Source organism: Liberiplasma polymorphum, from assembly GCF_043951795.1.
In the GTDB taxonomy this organism is placed as follows: domain Bacteria; phylum Bacillota_I; class Bacilli_A; order Izemoplasmatales; family Izemoplasmataceae; genus Liberiplasma; species Liberiplasma polymorphum.
Window position 1 is genome coordinate 33,334 of record NZ_JBIOAG010000013.1, and the last position, 21,854, is coordinate 55,187.

The 21,854-nt window shown below is 36.1% G+C and carries 17 protein-coding genes and 1 other annotated feature; all 17 genes read left to right on the forward strand.

Going from position 1 to position 21,854, the window contains the following annotated elements:
- The first annotated feature begins 1 nt into the window (after position 1).
- Entirely contained in the window at positions 2 to 553 is a 552-nt protein-coding gene (nusG, locus tag ACHAJD_RS04545) for a transcription termination/antitermination protein NusG (RefSeq protein ID WP_435584686.1), read from the forward strand.
- A 181-nt stretch (positions 554 to 734) separates the two neighbouring features.
- Positions 735 to 1,160 carry a 50S ribosomal protein L11 gene (gene rplK, locus ACHAJD_RS04550; protein ID WP_435584687.1) on the forward strand — a complete coding sequence of 142 codons (426 nt, stop codon included), beginning with the start codon at positions 735 to 737 and terminating at the stop codon, positions 1,158 to 1,160.
- 70 nt (positions 1,161 to 1,230) lie between these two features.
- Complete coding sequence (rplA, locus tag ACHAJD_RS04555; RefSeq protein WP_435584688.1) at positions 1,231 to 1,926, forward strand: 50S ribosomal protein L1; 696 nt, start codon at positions 1,231 to 1,233, stop codon at positions 1,924 to 1,926.
- An 11-nt stretch (positions 1,927 to 1,937) separates the two neighbouring features.
- Positions 1,938 to 2,064 (forward strand) — a sequence feature (ribosomal protein L10 leader region).
- Positions 2,065 to 2,079: 15 nt separating this feature from the next.
- Positions 2,080 to 2,580, forward strand: coding sequence for a 50S ribosomal protein L10 (gene rplJ / locus ACHAJD_RS04560; protein WP_435584689.1), 501 nt, complete (start codon positions 2,080 to 2,082; stop codon positions 2,578 to 2,580).
- Positions 2,581 to 2,606: 26 nt separating this feature from the next.
- Positions 2,607 to 2,972 carry a 50S ribosomal protein L7/L12 gene (gene rplL / locus ACHAJD_RS04565; protein ID WP_435584690.1) on the forward strand — a complete coding sequence of 122 codons (366 nt, stop codon included), beginning with the start codon at positions 2,607 to 2,609 and terminating at the stop codon, positions 2,970 to 2,972.
- An 80-nt stretch (positions 2,973 to 3,052) separates the two neighbouring features.
- Positions 3,053 to 3,646, forward strand: coding sequence for a class I SAM-dependent methyltransferase (locus tag ACHAJD_RS04570; protein ID WP_435584691.1), 594 nt, complete (start codon positions 3,053 to 3,055; stop codon positions 3,644 to 3,646).
- An 88-nt stretch (positions 3,647 to 3,734) separates the two neighbouring features.
- Positions 3,735 to 7,499 (forward strand): DNA-directed RNA polymerase subunit beta, encoded by a 3,765-nt coding sequence (gene rpoB, locus ACHAJD_RS04575; protein ID WP_435584692.1) that lies wholly within the window; start codon positions 3,735 to 3,737, stop codon positions 7,497 to 7,499.
- 17 nt (positions 7,500 to 7,516) lie between these two features.
- Entirely contained in the window at positions 7,517 to 11,227 is a 3,711-nt protein-coding gene (gene rpoC, locus ACHAJD_RS04580; RefSeq protein ID WP_435584693.1) for a DNA-directed RNA polymerase subunit beta', read from the forward strand.
- A 194-nt stretch (positions 11,228 to 11,421) separates the two neighbouring features.
- Complete coding sequence (gene rpsL, locus ACHAJD_RS04585) at positions 11,422 to 11,832, forward strand: 30S ribosomal protein S12 (protein WP_435584694.1); 411 nt, start codon at positions 11,422 to 11,424, stop codon at positions 11,830 to 11,832.
- 54 nt (positions 11,833 to 11,886) lie between these two features.
- The gene (gene rpsG, locus ACHAJD_RS04590; RefSeq protein WP_435584695.1) at positions 11,887 to 12,357 is read left to right on the forward strand and encodes a 30S ribosomal protein S7; all 471 of its coding nucleotides are present in this window, start codon (positions 11,887 to 11,889) and stop codon (positions 12,355 to 12,357) included.
- Positions 12,358 to 12,372: 15 nt separating this feature from the next.
- Positions 12,373 to 14,442, forward strand: coding sequence for an elongation factor G (fusA, locus tag ACHAJD_RS04595; protein ID WP_435584696.1), 2,070 nt, complete (start codon positions 12,373 to 12,375; stop codon positions 14,440 to 14,442).
- 81 nt (positions 14,443 to 14,523) lie between these two features.
- A complete protein-coding gene (gene tuf / locus ACHAJD_RS04600) occupies positions 14,524 to 15,714 on the forward strand; it encodes an elongation factor Tu (RefSeq protein ID WP_435584697.1) in 1,191 nt (396 codons plus the stop codon).
- Between the two features lie 199 nt (positions 15,715 to 15,913).
- Positions 15,914 to 17,989, forward strand: a complete 2,076-nt coding sequence (gene fusA, locus ACHAJD_RS04605; RefSeq protein ID WP_435584698.1) for an elongation factor G — start codon at positions 15,914 to 15,916, stop codon at positions 17,987 to 17,989.
- A 109-nt stretch (positions 17,990 to 18,098) separates the two neighbouring features.
- The gene (locus ACHAJD_RS04610; protein WP_435584702.1) at positions 18,099 to 18,857 is read left to right on the forward strand and encodes a TatD family hydrolase; all 759 of its coding nucleotides are present in this window, start codon (positions 18,099 to 18,101) and stop codon (positions 18,855 to 18,857) included.
- Between the two features lie 10 nt (positions 18,858 to 18,867).
- Positions 18,868 to 20,154 (forward strand): S1C family serine protease, encoded by a 1,287-nt coding sequence (locus tag ACHAJD_RS04615; RefSeq protein ID WP_435584699.1) that lies wholly within the window; start codon positions 18,868 to 18,870, stop codon positions 20,152 to 20,154.
- A gap of 89 nt (positions 20,155 to 20,243) precedes the next feature.
- Complete coding sequence (ychF, locus tag ACHAJD_RS04620; protein ID WP_435584700.1) at positions 20,244 to 21,347, forward strand: redox-regulated ATPase YchF; 1,104 nt, start codon at positions 20,244 to 20,246, stop codon at positions 21,345 to 21,347.
- An 11-nt stretch (positions 21,348 to 21,358) separates the two neighbouring features.
- On the forward strand, positions 21,359 to 21,820 hold the full coding sequence (locus tag ACHAJD_RS04625) for a hypothetical protein (protein ID WP_435584701.1): 462 nt from the start codon (positions 21,359 to 21,361) through the stop codon (positions 21,818 to 21,820).
- Positions 21,821 to 21,854 lie beyond the last annotated feature (34 nt).

Below are 21,854 nucleotides of genomic sequence, written 5' to 3' on the forward strand. Positions count from 1 at the left end.
GATGACCGCTACGAAGTTACCAGACAAAAGATGGTATGTAGTCCAAACCTATTCTGGATTAGAAAATTCAGTTAAAGCTAATTTAGAACGTCGTATTGAATCCATGCAAATGGAAGATTTAATTTTCTCAGTTGTTATCCCTGAAGAAATTCGTCTAGAGAAAAAAGCGGATGGATCTACAAAAGAAAAACTAGTTAAGCTCTATCCTGGATATATTTTTATAGAACTTATTGTTACTGATGACTCATGGTTTGTTGTCCGTAATACACCTGGTGTTACAGGATTCTTAGGCAGTAGTGGTGGCGGAACTAAGCCAATCCCATTACCACCCGAAGAAATCAACCCAATACTTAAAAAAGCAGGATTATTACAAACACCTAAGCTTGATGTAAAAATCGGTCAAAAAGTACGTGTTACTTCAGGACCATTTACAAATCAAATTGGGATTGTTGATGAAATTGATGCAGAAAAAGGCGAAGTTACAGTACTTGTTGAAATGTTTGGAAGACAAACGCCAGCAGAACTGAAATTCGACGAAATAGACCCACAATAAATTCACAAGGAATGATTTTTTCATTCCTTGTTTCTTTGTTTAAGATATCACGCATTTTCACTTGACACTAAACAGTCAATCGTATATAATAGCAAAGCGTGCATTATGCATGCGTTTAGAGTGGGAGGATTCCAAATAAAGAATCTGATTACCACATCACGAATAAGAGGAGGTGTCTATCGTGGCTAAAGATATTAAGACGGTTATTAAGTTACAAATTCCTGCAGGGAAGGCGAATCCAGCGCCACCGGTTGGTCCGGCATTAGGACAAGCACAGGTTAACATCCAAGAATTCTGTACTAAATTTAATGATCAAACAAGAGAAAAAATGGGATCTATTATTCCAGTTGTGATCACAGTTTATACAGACCGTACATTTACATTTGTAACAAAAACCCCACCAGCAGCAGATTTATTAATCAAAGCAGCTGGAATTAAAAAGGGTTCTGGAAATCCACTTAAAGAAAAAGTTGGAACGATTACACGTGATCAATTACGTGAAATTGCAGAACTAAAAATGCCTGACTTAAACGCAAATGACGTTGAAGCGGCAATGAACATCATTGCAGGATCTGCAAGAAACATGGGAATCGTAATTAAGGACTAAGCAATTAGTTGTTTCTAACAACTATTTGTGGGAGGAGATTCCGTTAGACCACATTTAGGAGGAAAAAAATATGGCTAAAGGTAAAAAATTCAAAGCTGCATTAGAAAAAGTAGATAAATCAAAACGCTATGCAGCAACTGAAGCGATTGGTTTAGTTAAAGAAATTTCTTTTGAGAAATTTGATGCTTCAATTGAATGCGCAATTCGCCTTAATATTGACCCACGTAAAGCGGATCAAAACTTGCGTGGTGCGATCGTATTACCACACGGTACTGGTAAAGTAAAACGTGTATTAGTATTTGCAAAAGGTGAAAAAGCAAAAGAAGCAGAAGCAGCAGGCGCTGATTATGTTGGCGATGACGAAATAGTAGATAAAGTATTAGCTGGATGGTTAGACTTTGATACTGTAGTTGCAACACCAGACATGATGGCTCAGGTAGGAAAATTAGGACGTACTTTAGGACCTAAAGGACTTATGCCGAATCCAAAAACTGGTACTGTAACATTCGATGTTGCAAAAGCTGTTGAAGAAATCAAAGCAGGTAAAGTAGAGTATCGTACTGATAAAGTTGGTAACATTCATGTTACTTTAGGAAAAGTTTCATTTACTGAAATTCAAATCCTTGAAAACTTAAGAGTATTCTTCGATACAATGATGAAATCAAAACCTGCAACCGCAAAAGGAATTTATGTACAAAACTTATCAATTGCATCAACCATGGGCCCTGGAGTCAAACTTGACCCAAGCTCAATCGCAAAATCATAATTACTTACAAACTCAACTATAAAATTCTGTCTAAGACTTAGGTGCTACGGCTTAAAATCCTAACGAGATGAAAGAATCAACTATATTTGTATATAGTCCTCTTTTATCGTTAGATAGAAGAGGTTTTTTATTAACACTATTGGAGGTGGAACTGTGTCACAAAAAGCAATTGAAAGAAAACAATTACTCGTAGAAGAATTAACTAAGAAGATAAAAGAATCTAAATCAGTTGTAATCTTAGACTATCTAGGATTAACAGTTGAAGAAGTTACAAATCTTCGTGTTGAATTACTTAACAACGGTTGTGAAATGCAAGTTATTAAAAACAACATTACACGCCGTGCAATGGCAGAATTGGGCTTTGAAGAAATGGCAGATCATTTAGTCGGACCTAATGCTGTTGCATTTTCAAACGTTGATAGCGTATCAGCGGCTAAAGTTGTTTACGAATTCGCTAAAAACCACAAGAAACTTGAAATGAAAGTTGGTATCGTGGACGAAGCATTCATGAACAATGCACAAATGACTACTATCGCAACTCTTCCATCAAGAGAAACATTACTTACAATGTTCGCAGGTGGATTATTGCAACCGATTAAAGAATTTGCAATCGGCTTAAGCTTACATATTGAAAATCTAGAACAAAATGCGTAAATCGTAAATATAAGGAGGAAACTACCATGGCATTAACAAATGCACAAATTATTGAAGCGTTAAAAGAAAAAACATTATTAGAATTAAAAGACTTAGTTGACTTAATGAAAGAAGAATTCGGAGTTGACCCAAGTGCTGTTGCAGTTGCTGGACCAGCTGCTGCTGCTGAAGAAGCTGCACCAAGCGAAGTAAACGTAGTAATTACTGATGCTGGAGCGAAAAAAATTGGAGTTCTTAAAGTGGTTCGTGAATTAACTGGTTTAGGACTTAAAGAAGCAAAAGAATTAGTAGACAACCTTCCAGGTGTTGTTAAAGAACAAATTAGCCCAGAAGATGCTCAAGAAATTAAAGCTAAATTAGAAGAAGCTGGCGCTACAGTTGAAGTTAAGTAATTTATTAGTCAGATAAAAAGACCTGAGTTTATATACTCAGGTTTTTGCCTGTCTAAAAGCCTTTAGAAAAGGGTGGATTTATGTCACATTATTTTTCTAAAAATACGGACACAAAATCAAATGAAAAAACGATAGCATACACCTATAGAGGATTCAATTTATCTTTTATAAGTGATCATGGTGTATTTTCAAAAGATCATGTTGATGACGCTACTGATTTATTATTGAATCACTTAAATATTAATAACGGCGCATCAATACTAGATTTAGGAACAGGTTATGGTATCATTGGCATTTCAGTTACGAAAGCATTTCAAACTAAAACACAGATGATTGATATCAACGAGCGTGCACTTACGCTAGCAACACGTAATGCACAACTCAATAATGTCGATGTTAAAATTATCTACAGTGATGGGTTTGAAGCTGTAAATGAAAGCTTTGATCATATCATTTCTAATCCACCAATACGTATTGGAAAACAATCATTATACCAATTATTTAAAACCGCAAAAGAGCATTTGAATAAAAACGGCACACTTTGGCTTGTCATGCATAAGAAACATGGCGCTTTATCTGCAATCGAATTTCTGAAAAATCATTACGAGGTTCATGTAGTTAAAAAGCAAAAAGGCTTTCATGTACTGCAATGTATAAACTCATTGACTAATTGACAAGCTTGTGCTAAAATATCAAAATGCGATACAATGCGCTTTTTTGTGTTGTAGTCACTTTTTTAAACAAAAAACGGGGTGAATATTAGTGAATTACAAAATTGTAAAATATGGAAAAGCACGTGAAAGAAGAAATTATTCTCGTGTAAAATCCAACATTGAATTACCTAATTTAATTCAAGTTCAAACAGATTCATTTAAATGGTTTGTCGAACATGGATTAGAGGAATTATTCAAAGACATTTCACCTATTGAAAACTTTACGCAAGATCTCGAACTGTATTTTGAAGATTTCGAATTCGGTAAAGCAAAGTATGACATTGCTCAATCGAAAGAAAAAGATTTAACTTACGCAAGACCATTACGCGTAAGTGTGAAATTAGTAAACAAAACTACCGGTGAAATTAAAGAACAAAAAATCTTTATGGGTGATTTCCCATTTATGTCTCCGACTGGATCATTTATTATAAACGGTTCAGAGCGTGTAATTGTATCTCAGATTGTACGTAGTGCTGGTGTATTCTTCTCTGAAGAGATTGATAAAAAAACTTTAAGAAGAAAATATTTAGGACAAGTTATTCCTAATCGTGGTGCATGGTTAGAATACGAAATCGGATCAAAAGATATTTTATTTGTTAAATTAGACCGTTCTAAAAAAATTCCAATGACGACATTACTTCGTGCATTAGGATTTTCTAGTACCGAACAAATGAAGGAACTTTATAAAAATAATCCATTATTTGATAGTACTTTAGAAAAGGACTTAACACGTTCATCTAGCGATGCAATCTTAGAAGTATATTCTAAATTACGACAAGGTGAAACCGCTACAATTGAAGGAGCAATGAGCTTCTTTGTTAGTCGTTTATTTGACTCTAAACGTTATGAACTTGCAGAAGTCGGACGTTACAAGCTTAATAAAAAATTAAATATCTTAAATCATTTACGCGGAAAATCTTTAGCACATGACCTAATTAATCCTGAAACAGGTGAAGTGGTTTTAGCAAAAGATGTAAATATAGACCGTAAAGTTTTAAAACTTCTTGATGAAAATAGACACTTATTTACCCAAGAAATTCCTGGGGTTATGGCTGCTGGACTGGAATATGATTTTGCAGCTCAAAAACAAGTGCTTGAAGCGAACCCTTACCTAAGTTATTTAACTGAAGAAGAAAAACTAGATATGATTCGCTCTCGAAAATATTTAACGACTGAAGAGTACGTCAAAGGTTATTTAAAACATCAAGGATTTACAAAAAAACAATTTATTGCAGATAAAGGAAACGAAGCATATGATGTCTTAGTTTCTACCATTGAAGAAACACTTAAAAAAGAAGACTTATATTTAGAACTTGCAAAAGTGGAAATATTAGATATTAACCATAGAAATCGTCAAGATGAAGAAATTGTTATCCGAGTAATCGGAAACAATACTAAAGAAGACAAAGAACATATCGTGCCTTCTGATATCATCGCAAGTATCGGTTACTACTTAAACTTATTTGACAACTATGGTCGCCTAGATGATATTGATCATTTAGGAAACCGTCGTTTAAGACTTATTGGTGAATTACTGAAAAATCAATTTAGAATTGGATTATCTAAATTAGAGAAAAATGTTAAAGACAGAATGAGTACACAAGGGGCGCAAGATATTACTCCACAAAACCTCATTAATATTCGTCCTTTAACCAGTTCACTGAAAGAATTTTTTGGTTCAAGTCAGTTATCACAGTTTATGTCTCAAACCAATCCACTAGATGAACTAACACACAAACGTCGCTTATCAGCACTTGGACCGGGTGGTTTAACCCGTGATCGTGCCGGATTCGAAGTTCGTGACGTTCATTATTCACATTACGGACGTATCTGTCCTATCGAAACACCTGAGGGACAAAATATCGGTCTTATCAACAGTTTAGCTTCATACGTAACTGTTAACAAGTACGGATTTATTGAAACCCCTTATTTAAAAGTTGATTCTAAAGATTTAGGTGACGGTCAATTTGAAATGACTGTTACAGGTGATATGGTATTTTTAACTGCAGATGAAGAAGAACAATACACCATTGGGCAAGCAAACATGCAGCTAGATGATGACAAAATAATTCTTAATGATAACGTCGTTGCACGTTACATGGGAGAAACTAAAATGTTTGCGAAAGAAACCATTGAACTTATTGACGTTTCACCAAAACAGATCGTATCTATTTCAACAGCATGTATTCCTTTCTTAGAGCATGACGATGCAAACCGTGCACTTATGGGTGCAAACATGCAACGTCAAGCGATTCCATTACTTCGTCCTGAAGCACCATTTGTTGGGACAGGGATTGAATACAAAGCCGCAAAAGATTCAGGGGCTTGTTTAGTAGCTGAAGCGCCAGGTGTTGTTGATTTTGTTGATTCAAAATCTATCATAATTAGAAAAGAAGACGGTACTTATGATACGTATCGCTTAAGAAAGTTCGAAAGAAGTAATCAAGGAACCAATATGAATCAAATTCCAATTGTAAGAATTGGTGATGTGATTGATGCTGGAGATGTTATTACAGATGGTCCATCAATGGATCAAGGTGAACTTGCATTAGGTAGAAACGTAGTCGTTGCATTTATGACCTGGAATGGATACAACTATGAAGATGCGATTATTTTAAGTGAACGTCTTGTTAAAGAAGATGTATATACTTCAATCCATATTGAAAAGTATGAAGTTGAAGCACGTGAAACAAAACTTGGTAAAGAAGAAATTACCCGTGAAATTCCTAACGTTGGAGAAGAAGGCCGTCGTTTCTTAGATGATACAGGCATTATTATTCCTGGTGCAGAAGTTGAAGAAGGCGATATTTTAGTTGGTAAAATTACCCCTAAAGGACATACTGATCCAACCCCTGAAGATAAACTGCTCTTAGCAATATTCGGTGAAAAATCACGTGAAGTTAGAGACACTTCATTAAGAGTACCTCATGGTGGAGGCGGAATCGTTCAAAGCGTTAAATATTTTTCTCGCGCAAATGATGACGAATTACCACCAGGTGCAAACGAAGTTGTTCAAGTATTTATTGTTCAAAAACGTAAAATTTCAGAAGGTGACAAGATGGCGGGTCGTCATGGTAATAAAGGGGTTATCTCTAAAATATTACCTGAAGAAGATATGCCATATTTACCAGATGGAACACCAATCGATATTATGTTAAACCCACTTGGAGTACCATCACGTATGAACATTGGCCAAGTTCTTGAAATTCATTTAGGAATGGCAGCTAAACGTTTAGGTATTCACGTTGCAACACCAGTATTTGATGGGGTTGAGAACGATGACCTTGTTGAAATTATGAAAGAAGCTGGGATGCAACCAAACGGTAAAACAAAATTATTCTCTGGTAGAACCGGTGACGCTTATGATAATGATGTATCTGTAGGCGTTATGCACATGATTAAACTAGACCACATGGTTGACGATAAACTTCATGCACGAAGCGTCGGACCTTATACCCTTGTAACACAACAGCCAATGGGTGGTAAAGCTCAAAATGGTGGACAACGTTTCGGAGAAATGGAAGTATGGGCACTTGAAGCATATGGTGCTGCTTACTGTTTACAAGAAATGTTAACTGTTAAGAGTGATGACATTATTGGTAGAAATAAAGTATTTAGAGCAATCGTTGATGGAAAAAGCATTCCAGGACCAAGCCTACCTGAATCATTTAGAGTCTTAACGCGTGAACTTCAAGCCTTAGGTATTTATGTTGAACTCATTAATCGTGAAACAAAGAAAAATGAGGCAAACAAATCCTTAGTTGAAGATTCAGACGCAGAAGACTTTATTGACAAATACGGCTTCAATTCCTAAAGGCAAGGTGATTTGATATGAGTAAAAAATTCTCACATTACAAAATCCGATTAGCATCACCAGAAGAAATTCTATCATGGTCATTCGGAGAAGTAGAAAAGCACGAAACCATCAACTATCGTACACTAAAACCAGAACGCAAAGGGTTGTTCTGTGAAGAAATATTTGGTCCAACAAAAGATTTCCAATGTGCATGTAATAATAAATCTAAAAGAAGCTCACAAAGTGGAAAAAAATGTCCGGTTTGTGGTGTAGAAATAACTGAAAGTAAAGTACGTCGTGAACGTATGGGGCATATTAAACTTGCAGCACCAGTTGTTCATACTTGGTACTTAAGAAATACACCTTCACGTATTGCTACATTACTTGATATTAAACCAAAAGACTTAGAAGAAGTTGTATACTTAGCGTCATACATTGTCATCGACAAAGGTGATACTGACTTACAATACAAACAAATTCTTTCAGAAGCGAAATATACAGAAAAATATATGGAGTATGGTAGTCGTTTCAGAGCTTTAACAGGTGCTGAGGCGGTTAAGATTTTACTTCAACAACTAGATTTAGCTGAGGATGCGTATAAATTACGTAAAGAACTTCCTCATGCTGCGAAACAAAAACGTGAAAAAATCATCAAACGTTTAGAAATATTAGAAGCGTTCAAAAATTCTGATAATAAACCTGAATGGATGGTATTAGAAGTATTACCAGTTATTCCACCGGAACTTCGCCCAATGGTACAACTTGATGGTGGACGTTTCGCTACAACAGACTTAAACGATTTATATCGTCGTATCTTAAACCGTAATAATCGTTTAAAACGTCAAATAGAACAAAACGCACCACATTTAATTACGAAAAACGAAAAACGTATGCTTCAAGAAGCCGTTGATGCTTTAATTGATAACTCTAAACGAGGACGTAAAGTTGTTGTTGAAAAGAACCGTCCATTAAAATCACTCTCAGATATGTTACGTGGTAAACAAGGACGTTTCCGTCAAAACTTACTTGGTAAACGTGTAGATTATTCAGGACGAAGTGTTATCGTAGTTGGACCAGACTTAGAAATGTATCAATGTGGTCTACCTAAAGAAATGGCTATTTCACTATTCAAACCATTTGTTATTCGTGAATTAATTGAACGTGATATTGCGACAAACATTAAAAGTGCAAAAGGTTTAATTGAACGTTTAGATCCGAAAATTTGGTCTGTATTAGACGAAGTTATTCGTGAGCATCCAGTATTATTAAACCGTGCACCTACCTTACATAGACTTGGGATTCAAGCATTCGAACCGATTTTAGTTGAAGGAAAAGCTATCCGCTTACACCCACTTGTTACAACAGCGTTTAACGCGGACTTTGACGGAGACCAAATGGCAGTTCATGTGCCACTTAGTGAAGAAGCTCAAGCAGAAGCACGTATTTTAATGCTTGCTTCAAATAACATTCTTAACCCTAAAGATGGTAAACCTGTTGTTACCCCGTCTCAGGATATGGTACTTGGAAATTACTATCTTACCCTTGAACGCCCTGGTGCAAAGGGGGAAGGTAAAGTATTTGGTGATTATAACGAAGCACTACTCGCTTATGAAAACGGAGAAGTTACCCTACACTCTCGTATAGCATTACGCGGTAGTTCATTAGGAAACGCACCATTAACTGAAAAGCAAAAAAATGGTTATTTAGTAACCACCATTGGTAAACTTACTTTCAATGAAATTCTTCCAAGAAGTTTCCCTTACTTAAATGAACCGACTCAAGAAAACTTAGAAGAAAATACACCTGATGTTTACTTTATTGAACGTGGACAAAATATTCCAGAAATTATTAAGGAAATGCCATTAGTAGAACCATTCAAGAAAAAATTCTTATCGATGATCATTTCACGTGTATTTGTTGATTTCAAAATTAACGAAACCAGTAAAATGTTAGATAAAATGAAAAATTTAGGATTTAAATATTCAACATTCGCCGGAATCACTGTAAGTGCGTTTGATGTTACGCCATATAGTAAAAAAATCGAAGAAATAGCGGCTGCAGACCACGAAGTTGAACAAATCCAAGAATTGTTTGAATTAGGATTACTTACTGATAATGAACGTTATGAATTAGTTCTTAAAGTATGGACAAAAACAAAAGACAGTATCCAAAAAGGATTACTAGCGGAACTACCAAAAGATAATCACATCTTTATGATGAGTGACTCTGGTGCCCGTGGGAATGCTTCAAACTTTACACAGCTTGCAGGGATGCGTGGACTTATGTCTAACCCGTCTGGGAAAACCATTGAGCTTCCAATTAAAGCAGCCTTCCGAGAAGGATTAACGATGAGTGAATTCTTTATCTCAACGCATGGTGCACGTAAAGGTTCAACGGATACCGCACTTAAAACAGCCGATTCAGGATACTTAACACGTCGTTTAGTAGATGTCAGTCAAGATTTAGTTATTACTGAAGAAGATTGTCAAACTGATAGAGGTATTATTGTTCATTCAATTATTGATTCTGATAACCGTATGATTGAACCGTTAATTGATCGATTAATTGGGCGTTATAGCCAACAAACAGTCGTTCATCCAAAAACAGGCGAAATCATCGTTCAAAAAGACACTTATATTACTGAAGCCTTAGCAAGACAAATTGTAAATGCAGGTATTGATGCAGTTAAAATCCGTACAGTATTAACATGTAATGCAAAAGGTGGATTATGTAAAAAATGTTACGGACAAAACTTAGCAACAGGTGAAAAAGTAGAAGTTGGTGAAAGTGTTGGGATTATTGCAGCACAATCAATTGGTGAGCCTGGAACACAGTTAACCATGCGTACTTTCCATACAGGAGGGGTTGCTGGTGCCGATATTACTCAAGGGTTACCTCGTATTCAAGAACTTTTTGAAGCGCGTACACCTAAGGGGAAATCAATCATCAGTGAAATCGATGGTAGAATTGATGACATCGAACAAATCAACGAACGCTATAAAGTTACCGTTAAAGGAAACTATGACATTCATGTCTATGAAACCAATAGTGGAGTTACTTTACTTGTAAAAGTGGGCGATGAAGTTGAAGCAGGTCAACAAATCACTGAAGGGTCTATCGATCCTAAACAATTACTTAAAGCTACTGATGCTGAAACCGTCCAAGAATATATTTTAAAAGAAGTTCAAAAAGTTTACCGTGCACAATCGGTAGAAATCTCAGATAAACATATTGAGATTATTGTTCACCAAATGATGCGTAAAGTTAACATCATTATTGAAGGTGACACTGACTTATTACCAGGTGCACAAGTTTCAATTAGAGAGTTCAAAGTTGCCAACGCAAACGCATTAAAAGAACGTAAACGTCCTGCAGTTGGACGTCCGGTACTCCTTGGTATTACCCGTGCATCATTAAGAAGTGAATCATTCTTAAGTGCAGCGAGTTTCCAGGAAACCACTCGTGTGTTAACAGATGCGGCAATACGTGGTAAAGTGGACGATTTAGTTGGATTAAAAGAAAATGTTATCATCGGTGGTCTCATTCCAGCAGGAACAGGGATTTTAAAACATACTTCATTCGATTATGAAAAACCAGAACTAGAAGACGATGAAGATGATGAACCAATCAATCAAATTACCCGTGCAAAAGACGTTGATTTCGATGATTTCGATGATGATACAGACGAAGAATTATTTGAAGATTTAGCTACAGGATTTGATGACGACGATAATTTATATGAATAATTTGAAGGGTGGAAACACCCTTCATTTCTTTTTTTTAAAAAATTTTTCAAATCTATTGACACACCAGGTTCGGTGTTATATAATAACAATGCTTAAATATAAAGAAAAACATCAGGGTAGTGTTACAGCCCTTGTTTTTATGAGAACCACGGCACACATGGATGTGTTGTACATATTTAGAGAGGAGGATCCCAATGCCTACAATCAATCAATTGGTACGTAAAGGAAGACATTCTAAAATCAGAAAAACCAAATCACCACATTTAGGAATCGGTTTTAACTCAATTAAAAAAGAGTATACTGATGCACCTAGTCCACAAAAACGTGGGGTTTGTACTCGTGTTGCTACGATGACACCAAAAAAACCTAACTCGGCGTTACGTAAATACGCACGTGTTCGTTTAACAAACGGAATCGAAGTAACCGCATATATTCCTGGTATCGGACACAAGTTACAAGAACATAGTGTTGTATTAATTCGTGGTGGTCGTGTAAAAGACTTACCAGGGGTTCGTTATCATATCGTTCGCGGAACACGTGACACTACCGGTGTAGATAAACGTAAACAAGGCCGTTCAAAATACGGTACTAAAAAACCTCAATAATTTGAGCGTATAATTATAAAACGGAAACATACCTATTGAAAGGAGGAGTCAACTATGCCTCGTAAAGGACATATTGCAAAAAGAGACGTATTACCAGATCCGATGTATAATTCAAAATTGGTGACAAAACTCATCAATAGCATCATGAAAGATGGTAAAAAAGGAACTTCACAACAAATATTATATAACGCGTTTAATCGTGTTGAAGAAATTACAAACCGCCCACCACTTGAAGTATTCGAAGACGCATTAAAAAACATCATGCCGACATTCGAAGTACGTTCACGTCGTATCGGTGGACAAAACTATCAAGTACCAGTAGAAGTGCGTGAAGAAAGAAAATTCACTTTAGGGTTAAGATGGTTAGTATTATATTCAAGACTAAGAAATGAAAAAACAATGGAAGAGCGTTTAGCGAAGGAAATTGTTGATGCCGCAAACGGCGTTGGCGCTTCAGTTAAAAAACGTGAAGACATGCATAGAATGGCAGACGCTAACAAAGCATTTGCACATTATCGTTGGTAGAAAGGAGCACTCATTATGGCGCGTGCATTTAGTTTAGAAAAAACACGCAATATTGGAATTATGGCACACATTGATGCGGGTAAAACCACAACAACCGAACGCGTCTTATTTCATACCGGAAAGATTCATAAAATCGGTGAAACACATGATGGTGCTTCACAAATGGACTGGATGGAACAAGAGCAAGAGCGTGGAATTACAATCACATCAGCTGCCACCACTGCGTTTTGGAAAGACCACAGAGTAAACATTATTGATACTCCAGGTCACGTAGACTTTACAGTTGAGGTATCACGTTCGCTTCGTGTCCTTGATGGTGCAGTAGCAGTATTAGATGCCCAAGCGGGTGTTGAACCTCAAACTGAAACCGTTTGGAGACAAGCGACTGAATATAGAGTACCAAGAATTGTACTCGTAAACAAAATGGATAAAATTGGTGCAGATTTTGCATACAGTTTATCAACCATTAAATCGCGTTTAGGCGTTAACGCTGCAGCGATTCAATGGCCAATTGGTTCTGAGAACCAATTCTCAGGAATTATCGATTTAGTTGAAATGAAAGCCTATCATTTTGATGGAGCAGCTGAAGAAGTAGCTCAAGAAATTGAAATTCCAGAACACTTACAAGAAATCGTTGCAGAAAAAAGACAAGACTTATTAGAATCTTTAGCAGATTTTAATGAAGAACTTATGTTACTTTACTTAGAAGATGAAGAAGTCCCTCTTGAAATGATTAAAGAAACCATTCGTATTGCTACATTAAGTGTTAAATTCTTCCCTGTATTATGCGGAAGTGCCTTTAAAAATAAAGGTGTAAAAATGATGCTTGATGCTGTCATTAGTTACTTACCAGCTCCAACTGATGTTGTTGAAGTTAAAGGAACTTTAAAAGATGGAACCGAAGTAAAAATACCTTCAAGTGATGATCATAAATTTGCTGCTTTAGCATTTAAAGTTATGACAGATCCATTTGTTGGAAAATTAACATTCTTTAGAGTGTACTCAGGTGTCTTAAACAAAGGCTCTTATGTAATGAACACAACTAAAGGAAACAAAGAAAGAATTGGTCGTATTCTTCAAATGCATGCCAACCACCGTGAAGAAATTGACGTGGTGTATGCAGGTGATATCGCTGCAGCTATCGGACTTAAAAACACAACTACCGGTGATACATTAGCAGAAGAAAAATATGACATCATCTTAGAAAAAATGAACTTCCCTGAACCAGTTATTAGTGTCGCGATTGAACCAAAATCAAAAGCAGACTCTGATAAAATGGGGAATGCCCTTGCAAAACTTGCAGAAGAAGATCCAACATTCCGTACTTACACAGACCAAGAAACTGGTCAGACTATCATAGCTGGAATGGGAGAACTTCACTTAGATATCCTTGTTGATCGTATGAAACGTGAATTCAAAGTAGAAGCAAACGTAGGCGCACCACAAGTTAGTTACCGTGAGACGATTACTGTTGCTGCAAACATTGAAGGAAAATTTGTACGTCAATCTGGTGGACGTGGACAATATGGACACGTTTGGATCAAATTCGAACCAAACCCAGGAAAAGGATTTGAATATGCTGATGCAGTTGTTGGTGGTGTAGTTCCACGTGAATATGTTCCAGTAGTCGGAAAAGGAATCGAAGAATCTTTAGAAGACGGAATTATTGCGGGATATCCATTAATCGACCTTAAAGCAACATTATATGACGGGTCATACCATGATGTAGATTCATCAGAAATGGCTTTCAAAGTAGCTGCAGGAATGGCACTTAAAAAAGCGAAAGAACTGTGTAAAGCAATTCTTTTAGAACCAATCATGGATGTAGATGTTATTGTACCAGAAGATTACTTAGGTAATGTTATGGGAGATATCAACTCACGCCGTGGTAAAATTGAAGCACAATCACAACGTGGAAACGCATACCAAGTGGAATCTAAAGTTCCATTATCAGAAATGTTTGGTTATGCAACGAGCTTAAGATCAAATACTCAAGGTCGTGGGAATTACTCAATGTCATTTTCTCACTACGAACCAGCACCTAAATCTATTGCCGAAGAAATTATTAAAAAACGCAACGGCTAAAAGTTTTAATGACTTGCAATATAGAATATTTTAAGTTAAAATAACAATGTTATAAGACCATACTAAGGAGGAAAATCTAAAATGGGAAAACAAAAATTTGAACGTAATAAAATCCATGTCAATATTGGAACAATTGGACATGTTGACCATGGGAAAACTACATTAACTGCTGCAATTGCAACTACACTTGCTAAAAGAGGAATCGGTGGAACAACTGCTGCTGACTACGCTTCTATCGATAACGCACCTGAAGAAAAAGAAAGAGGAATCACAATTAACTCTGCACACATTGAATATTCAACTGAAGCGCGTCATTACGCGCACGTTGACTGCCCAGGACATGCTGACTACGTTAAAAACATGATTACTGGAGCTGCACAAATGGACGGAGCTATCTTAGTTGTTAGTGCTGCTGATGGACCTATGCCACAAACACGTGAGCATATCTTATTAAGCCGCCAAGTTGGTGTACCTAGACTTGTTGTATTCATGAACAAAGTTGACATGGTAGACGACGAAGAATTATTAGAATTAGTAGAAATGGAAATTCGTGAATTATTAAGCGATTATGACTTCCCTGGAGACGACATTCCAGTTATCATGGGATCTGCGTTAAAAGCATTAGAAGGTGACGAAGCATACGAAGAAAAAATTCTTGAATTAATGGAAGCTGTTGATACTTACTTCCCTAACCCAACTCGCGAAATCGACAAGCCATTCATGATGCCAATCGAGGACGTATTCAGTATTACTGGACGTGGAACTGTTGCGACAGGACGCGTAGACCGTGGTACTGTTAAAGTTCAAGAAGAAGTTGAAATCGTTGGTATTAGACCAACTAAAAAAACTGTTGTTACAGGTGTTGAAATGTTCCGTAAATTATTAGACCGTGCTGAAGCAGGGGATAACATTGGAGCATTATTACGCGGGGTTACTCGTGATGATATCCAACGTGGACAAGTATTAGCGAAACCAGGAAGCGTTACGCCTCATACTAAGTTCCGTGGAGAAGTTTACGTATTAAGTAAAGAAGAGGGTGGACGTCATACTCCGTTCTTCTCAAACTATCGCCCACAATTCTACTTCCGTACTACAGATGTTACAGGTGTCATCGAATTACCAGCTGGTGTTGAGATGGTTATGCCTGGAGACAACGTAGAGATGATTGTAGATCTTATTCATCCAATTGCACTTGAGCAAGGGACTAAATTCTCGATTCGTGAGGGTGGACGTACCGTTGGTGCTGGTGTAGTTGCTGAAGTTCTTAAATAATTAATACATATTAAATGTCTAAAAGGCCATAAAGAAAGATCAATTGATCATTTATTCTTTACGGCCTTTTTTAATCCCCAAAAAATAAGCGCTTACACAATTCGTTTAAAATCCCTATAAAACACTATACATAAGCGATGCTTATGCTATAATAAAACTAAAAGTAGATGCCAAAAATTACATGGAGGACAGGAATTTTATGAAACAATACGAAACCGAAAAGATCCGTAATATCGCTATTTTAGGCCACCTCGGTTGTGGAAAGACTTCATTATCCGAATCCATCTTGTTAGCAACAGGTGCCATTGAAAAAAAGGGTGAAGTAGAAAAAAAGAGTACTGTATCAGATTATTTACCTGAAGAGCATGCACGTTTAACTTCATTATCGATGTCATTAATCCCAGTTGAATGGAAAGATTATAAGTTCAACTTTATTGACACACCAGGTAGTGAAGAATTCATGGGAGAAATTAACCAAGCATTATCAATTGTTAAAGGAGCTGTACTAGTTATAGACGGTTCTAAAGGGATTGAAGTAGGAACAGAACGTCTATGGATTGAGTTAACTAAACGTCATATACCAACCCTCATCTACATTAACAAACTAGACAAAGAAAACATTAAATTTGAAGAACTTATGACTAAAATACGTGACCGTTTTGGTAAACAAGTAGTACCATTTGCCTGGCCAATTGGCGAAGGTGAAACGTTTAACGGCTATGTTAATTTAGTTGACGACCAAGCAAAAATATCAAACGGAACCATGTGTGTAGACGCACCGATGCCAGACGACTTAAGCGATAAAGCATCAGAATTACGCGAACAAATCATGGAATCAGTTGCTGAGACAAGTGAAGAATTACTAGAAAAATATTTTTCTGGTGAAGCTTTAACTAAGGAAGAGATTCATTCTGGCTTAAGAAAAGGTGTCTTAGACGGTGAACTTAAACCAATACTAGTTGGTTCTGCAACGAATACTTTAGGTGTTAGAACCATGCTTGATATGCTTGTTTATTTCTTACCAGCACCAAACGAACTTAACCCAATGAAAGGTAAAGACTTATCATCCGATCAAGTTGTAGAACGTAAAACGATAGACTCTGAACCTTTTTCAGCTTATGTATTTAAAACTACTGTCGATCCATTTATTGGAGCGGTCAATTTATTCAAAGTAGTTTCAGGAACGCTTAGCGTTGGAAAAGAAGTCATGATTACCAACACTAAAAAAACCGAAAAAATTAATCAACTATTCTCACTTCGTGGGAAACAACAAATTTCAGTAGATGCACTGAGTGCTGGCGATATTGGAGCGGTTGCTAAATTAGATAATATTTATACAGGATGTACTTTAGCAGATCCTAAAAAACCGATTATTTTTGAACCAGCAGAAGTCCCATCACCAACCATTTATGTCGCTATACATCCTAAAAACAAACAAGATGAAGACAAAATTTCATCTGCATTACAACGTTTGAATTTTGAAGACCCTACATTTGAGGTGCGCAGAAATAAAGAAACTGCACAGCTTTTAATTGGTGGTCAAGGAATGACGCATATTGGGTATATCGTTGAAAAAATGAAAAATATGTTTAAAGTTGAAGTTGATACTTCAGATCAAAAAATTGTTTATCGTGAAACCATTAAACAAAAAACTCAAGCTCAAGGCAGACATAAAAAACAATCAGGTGGATCGGGTCAATTTGGTGATGTTCATATTCGTTTTGAACCACTAAATCCTAACGAGCACGACTTTGAATTTACAGAAGAAGTCTTTGGTGGGGCGGTTCCTAAAAACTATTTTCCAGCTGTTGAAAAAGGACTAATCGATATATTAGAAAAAGGCCCACTTGCAGGATTTCCTGTTATTGGCCTTAGAGCAACTTTATATGATGGATCATATCATGCGGTAGATTCAAACGAGATTTCATTTAAGTTGGCTGCCGGACTTGCGTTTAAAGAAGCGTGTAAAACCGCAAAGCCAACCATCCTAGAACCAATCATGAATGTTAAAATCATGGTAAAAGATGAGTATGTTGGAGATGTAATGGGTGATATTAACAAACGACGTGGCCGTGTACTTGGTATGGAACCTATAGAAGGTGGTATGCAGGTTATTTCTGCAGATATTCCGGAAGCTGAAATTGTTAAATATACCATTGACTTAAAAGCCATGACACAAGGAAGTGGATCATTCACACGTGATTTTGCTAGGTATGATGAAGTTCCTTCTCATTTAATCGATAAAATTATAGAAGAACATAAAAAAGAAAAGTAAGATATTAGAACCATTTAAGGATTAGGAAACTAATCCTTTTCTTTTATGTAAAATATTATAAAAAAAGGCAAAAAAACGTTATAATATAACTTACGAGGAGTTGATAATATTGTATATAGATACCCATGTCCATTTAAATAGTGATGTCCTATATGAGAATCTCGATATGTATATAAAAAAAGCAATCGATGCAAACGTAAGCAATCTTGTCGTCATAGGGTTTGACCACTTGACCAATCAACGCGCAATAGAGATTGCAGAAAAATACCCCTTTGTTTTTGCATCAGTAGGTTTTCACCCGACTGAGGCAAAAAATATTACACAAAAAGATTATGATGTACTAGATAAACTATTAACACATGAAAAAGTCGTAGCCATCGGTGAATGCGGACTTGATTTTTACTGGGATAAAGACCATAAAAAAGAACAAATCGACGTTTTCGAAGCCCAAATATTACGTTCTAAAAAATTAAATAAACCCCTTTCGATTCATATGCGTGATGCTTCAGAAAAGATTTATGAAGTCATGGAAAAACATGCCCCCCTAAAAGGTGTAATGCATTGTTTTAGTGGATCAAAAGAAATGGCGCAAAAATTTCTTGATATTGGTTTACACATATCTTTAGGTGGACCTGTAACATTTAAAAATGCTAAAACGCCAAAAGAAGTAGCAAGTATTGTTCCATTAAATCGCTTGCTGATAGAAACCGATGCACCATACTTAGCACCGCATCCTTATAGAGGAAAGCAAAACGATTCAAGTTATTTACCTCTAATTGCTGAGGCAATCGCAAAAATTAAAGATATATCACTCGAAGAAGTAGCAACACATACCACAAACAACGCAAAAGCATTGTTTAACCTATAGGAGGCTAACCATGAAAAAAATATTACTAATCATCACATTACTTTTTACATTATCGCTTGCAGCTTGTGATTTAGCTTTTGAAAGTCCAAGTCCAAATAACGGACTAACAGATGAACAAGTAAGGGCCATGATTGAAGAAATTTTAGCAGAAAAAGAAGATGAAAATCTTCTATACTTAACCCAAGCACAACTTGAAGCATTTATCACTTCTTTAGTCCCTACTCATTTAACCGAAGAAGCAATCGCTGATTTAGTCGAGAGTTATTTACCGACTGATTTAACACGTGCAGAAGTTATTGATATTATTAGAGACTTACTACCTGAAAATAAGTACACTAGTGTTTACGAACTAGAAGCATTTGAACAAGCAATGGTTCAAATGCTAGAAGATCGTGCTAAAACCGTTGTAGGCATACAAGTTATGCGTGCTGATGGTGGAGGATCTGGTTCTGGGGTTATTTATAAAGCGGTAGGAAATACTTACTATGTTGTAACGAACCATCACGTTATTGAAAACTTTACAGAAATTGAAGTAATCTATGAACGCTATGGGATGTTGAACTTTATTGAATTTGAAAATATTACATTCTATGGTAGTGACCCAATTACTGACATGGCTGTAATTAGCTTTGAATCAACTGAATTTTTCCCAACAGTTGAGTTTGGCGATTCCTATGCATTAAGACCAGGACAAATGGTCTTTGCAGTTGGGAATCCATTAGGATTTCAATATTTTGGTAGTGTAACCATGGGCATCATCTCAGGACCAAGCAGGTTCTTAGATTCTGGTGCATTTAACGCTACTGTAATTCAACATGATGCTTCAATTAGCCCAGGTAATAGTGGTGGGGCACTATTTGATATCAATGGATATTTAATAGGGATTAATCACATGAAAATTGTGGATACGTTAGCGGCTAATATAGGCTTTGCAGTCCCTAGTAACACAGTAGAGCGCATCGTTAGAGACTTAGAAGAAAATGGGCGTGTCATTCGCCCTTATTTAGGGGTCATCTCTAGTGTGTATGTAAATCTTTGTGATACCGAGTATGGTGTTTGTATCGATGTACAAGAAGGTGGCGCTGCAGCTGCAGCCGGCTTACAAGACGGTGATACAATCGTGGGATTTAAACATGTTGATTGGGATGATTACATACCAATTTACAATTTTAACGATTTAAGAGAAGCAATTTTAAATTCGCGTGTTGGGGATGAAATACGCTTACTTTATATTCGTAATGGCATAGAGTATGAATCAAGTGTTACAACACTAAATCCACATCCTGACGATAACTAAATTACTCGCCTTTATTGCCTAGACAAATGTGTTGTAATTTTGACTATTTTACTATACAATGTTAAAGGCACTTTAAAGGAGGAAACACAATGGCTTTAACCGCAGGAATTGTTGGCTTACCTAATGTCGGTAAATCAACATTATTTAACGCAATTACTAATGCAGGCGCACTTGCTGCTAATTATCCGTTTGCAACGATCGAACCTAACGTAGGAACCGTCATCGTACCTGATGAGCGTCTATATAAAATTTCAGATATCGTTAATCCTAAAAAAATCGTTCCAACTACATTCGAATTTACAGATATTGCAGGTCTTGTAAAAGGCGCAAGTAAAGGCGAAGGATTGGGGAATCAATTTTTATCTCATATACGCGAGGTTGATGCGATTATCCATGTAGTTCGTTGTTTTGAGGATGAAAATGTTACCCACGTTGATGGGGATGTTGATTCTATTAGAGATATTGAAACTATTGATATCGAACTTATTTTCTCAGATTTAGAAATTGTTGAAAAAAGATTACCGAAAATTGAGAAAAAAGCTCAGTTAAAACTCGATCAAAATATGGAAAAAGAGTTTGAACTTTTAAAATTAATTCATGAAACTTTAATGGATAATAGACCGATAAGAAGCATACTTTTTAATAAAGAAGAACTTTCTTTAATTAAAGGATACGGATTTTTAACACAAAAACCTGTGATTTATGTTTGTAATATATCAGAAGAAGACTTTTCTAATAACCACGTCAATGCCCATGCACAATCTGTAATCTTTCATGCAGAAAACGAAAAAAGTGAAGCATTATTAATCAGTGCTAAAATTGAGGCTGAACTTTCGGAGTTAGAAGTTGAAGAAAAAGCGATGTATTTAGAAGAACTCGGTATCGAACAAACAGGACTTGATCAACTTATTAAAAGAAGTTACGAGATCTTAGGACTACAAACATTCTTCACTGCTGGAGAAAAAGAAGTACGTGCTTGGACATTTAAAAAAGGTATGAAAGCACCTGAATGTGCAGGTGTCATCCATAGTGACTTTCAAAAAGGATTTATCCGCGCTGAAACCATTAGTTATCAAGATTTATTGGATACAAAATCAATGGTTGCTGCTAAAGAACATGGTAAAATGCGTTCTGAAGGAAAATCATATGAAGTTAAAGATGGCGATATCATGTTATTCCGTTTTAATGTCTAAGGAGGCAAATTATGTTACTTGATTATATCTCGTTTATACTACTACTATTTTTCATGACGTTTTTTGTTGATATATTTCGACAATATTTTAAAACTAGAATGATTATACCTAGGAAAATGATGACAGCCAAAGAAGGCGGTTTGTTTGAACACTACATTATTGTAGGGATTTTAACAGGAATCGTCTTAAGTGTTCATTTAGCTACTGGACTTAGACCATTTGCTGAAGATAATATTTTAAGTAATATTATTCAAGTCATCTCATTTTCAATTGTAGGGTTTATATTTATTGTATTTATCTTTGTGTTTGTATTTTATTTCATAGCAGTTATTTATGCAAAAATTACGAAAATTGAAGATAAAGCCGCATTTTTTAGAGAACATACGCATAAAATGATTACTACAGCGTTTGTAATTGCAACCGTCTCTATTTTACTCGTTTTAATTACAACGATTATTGGATTATTAAATTAAGCATGCGTTGGCATGCTTTTTTCATTGATTAAAT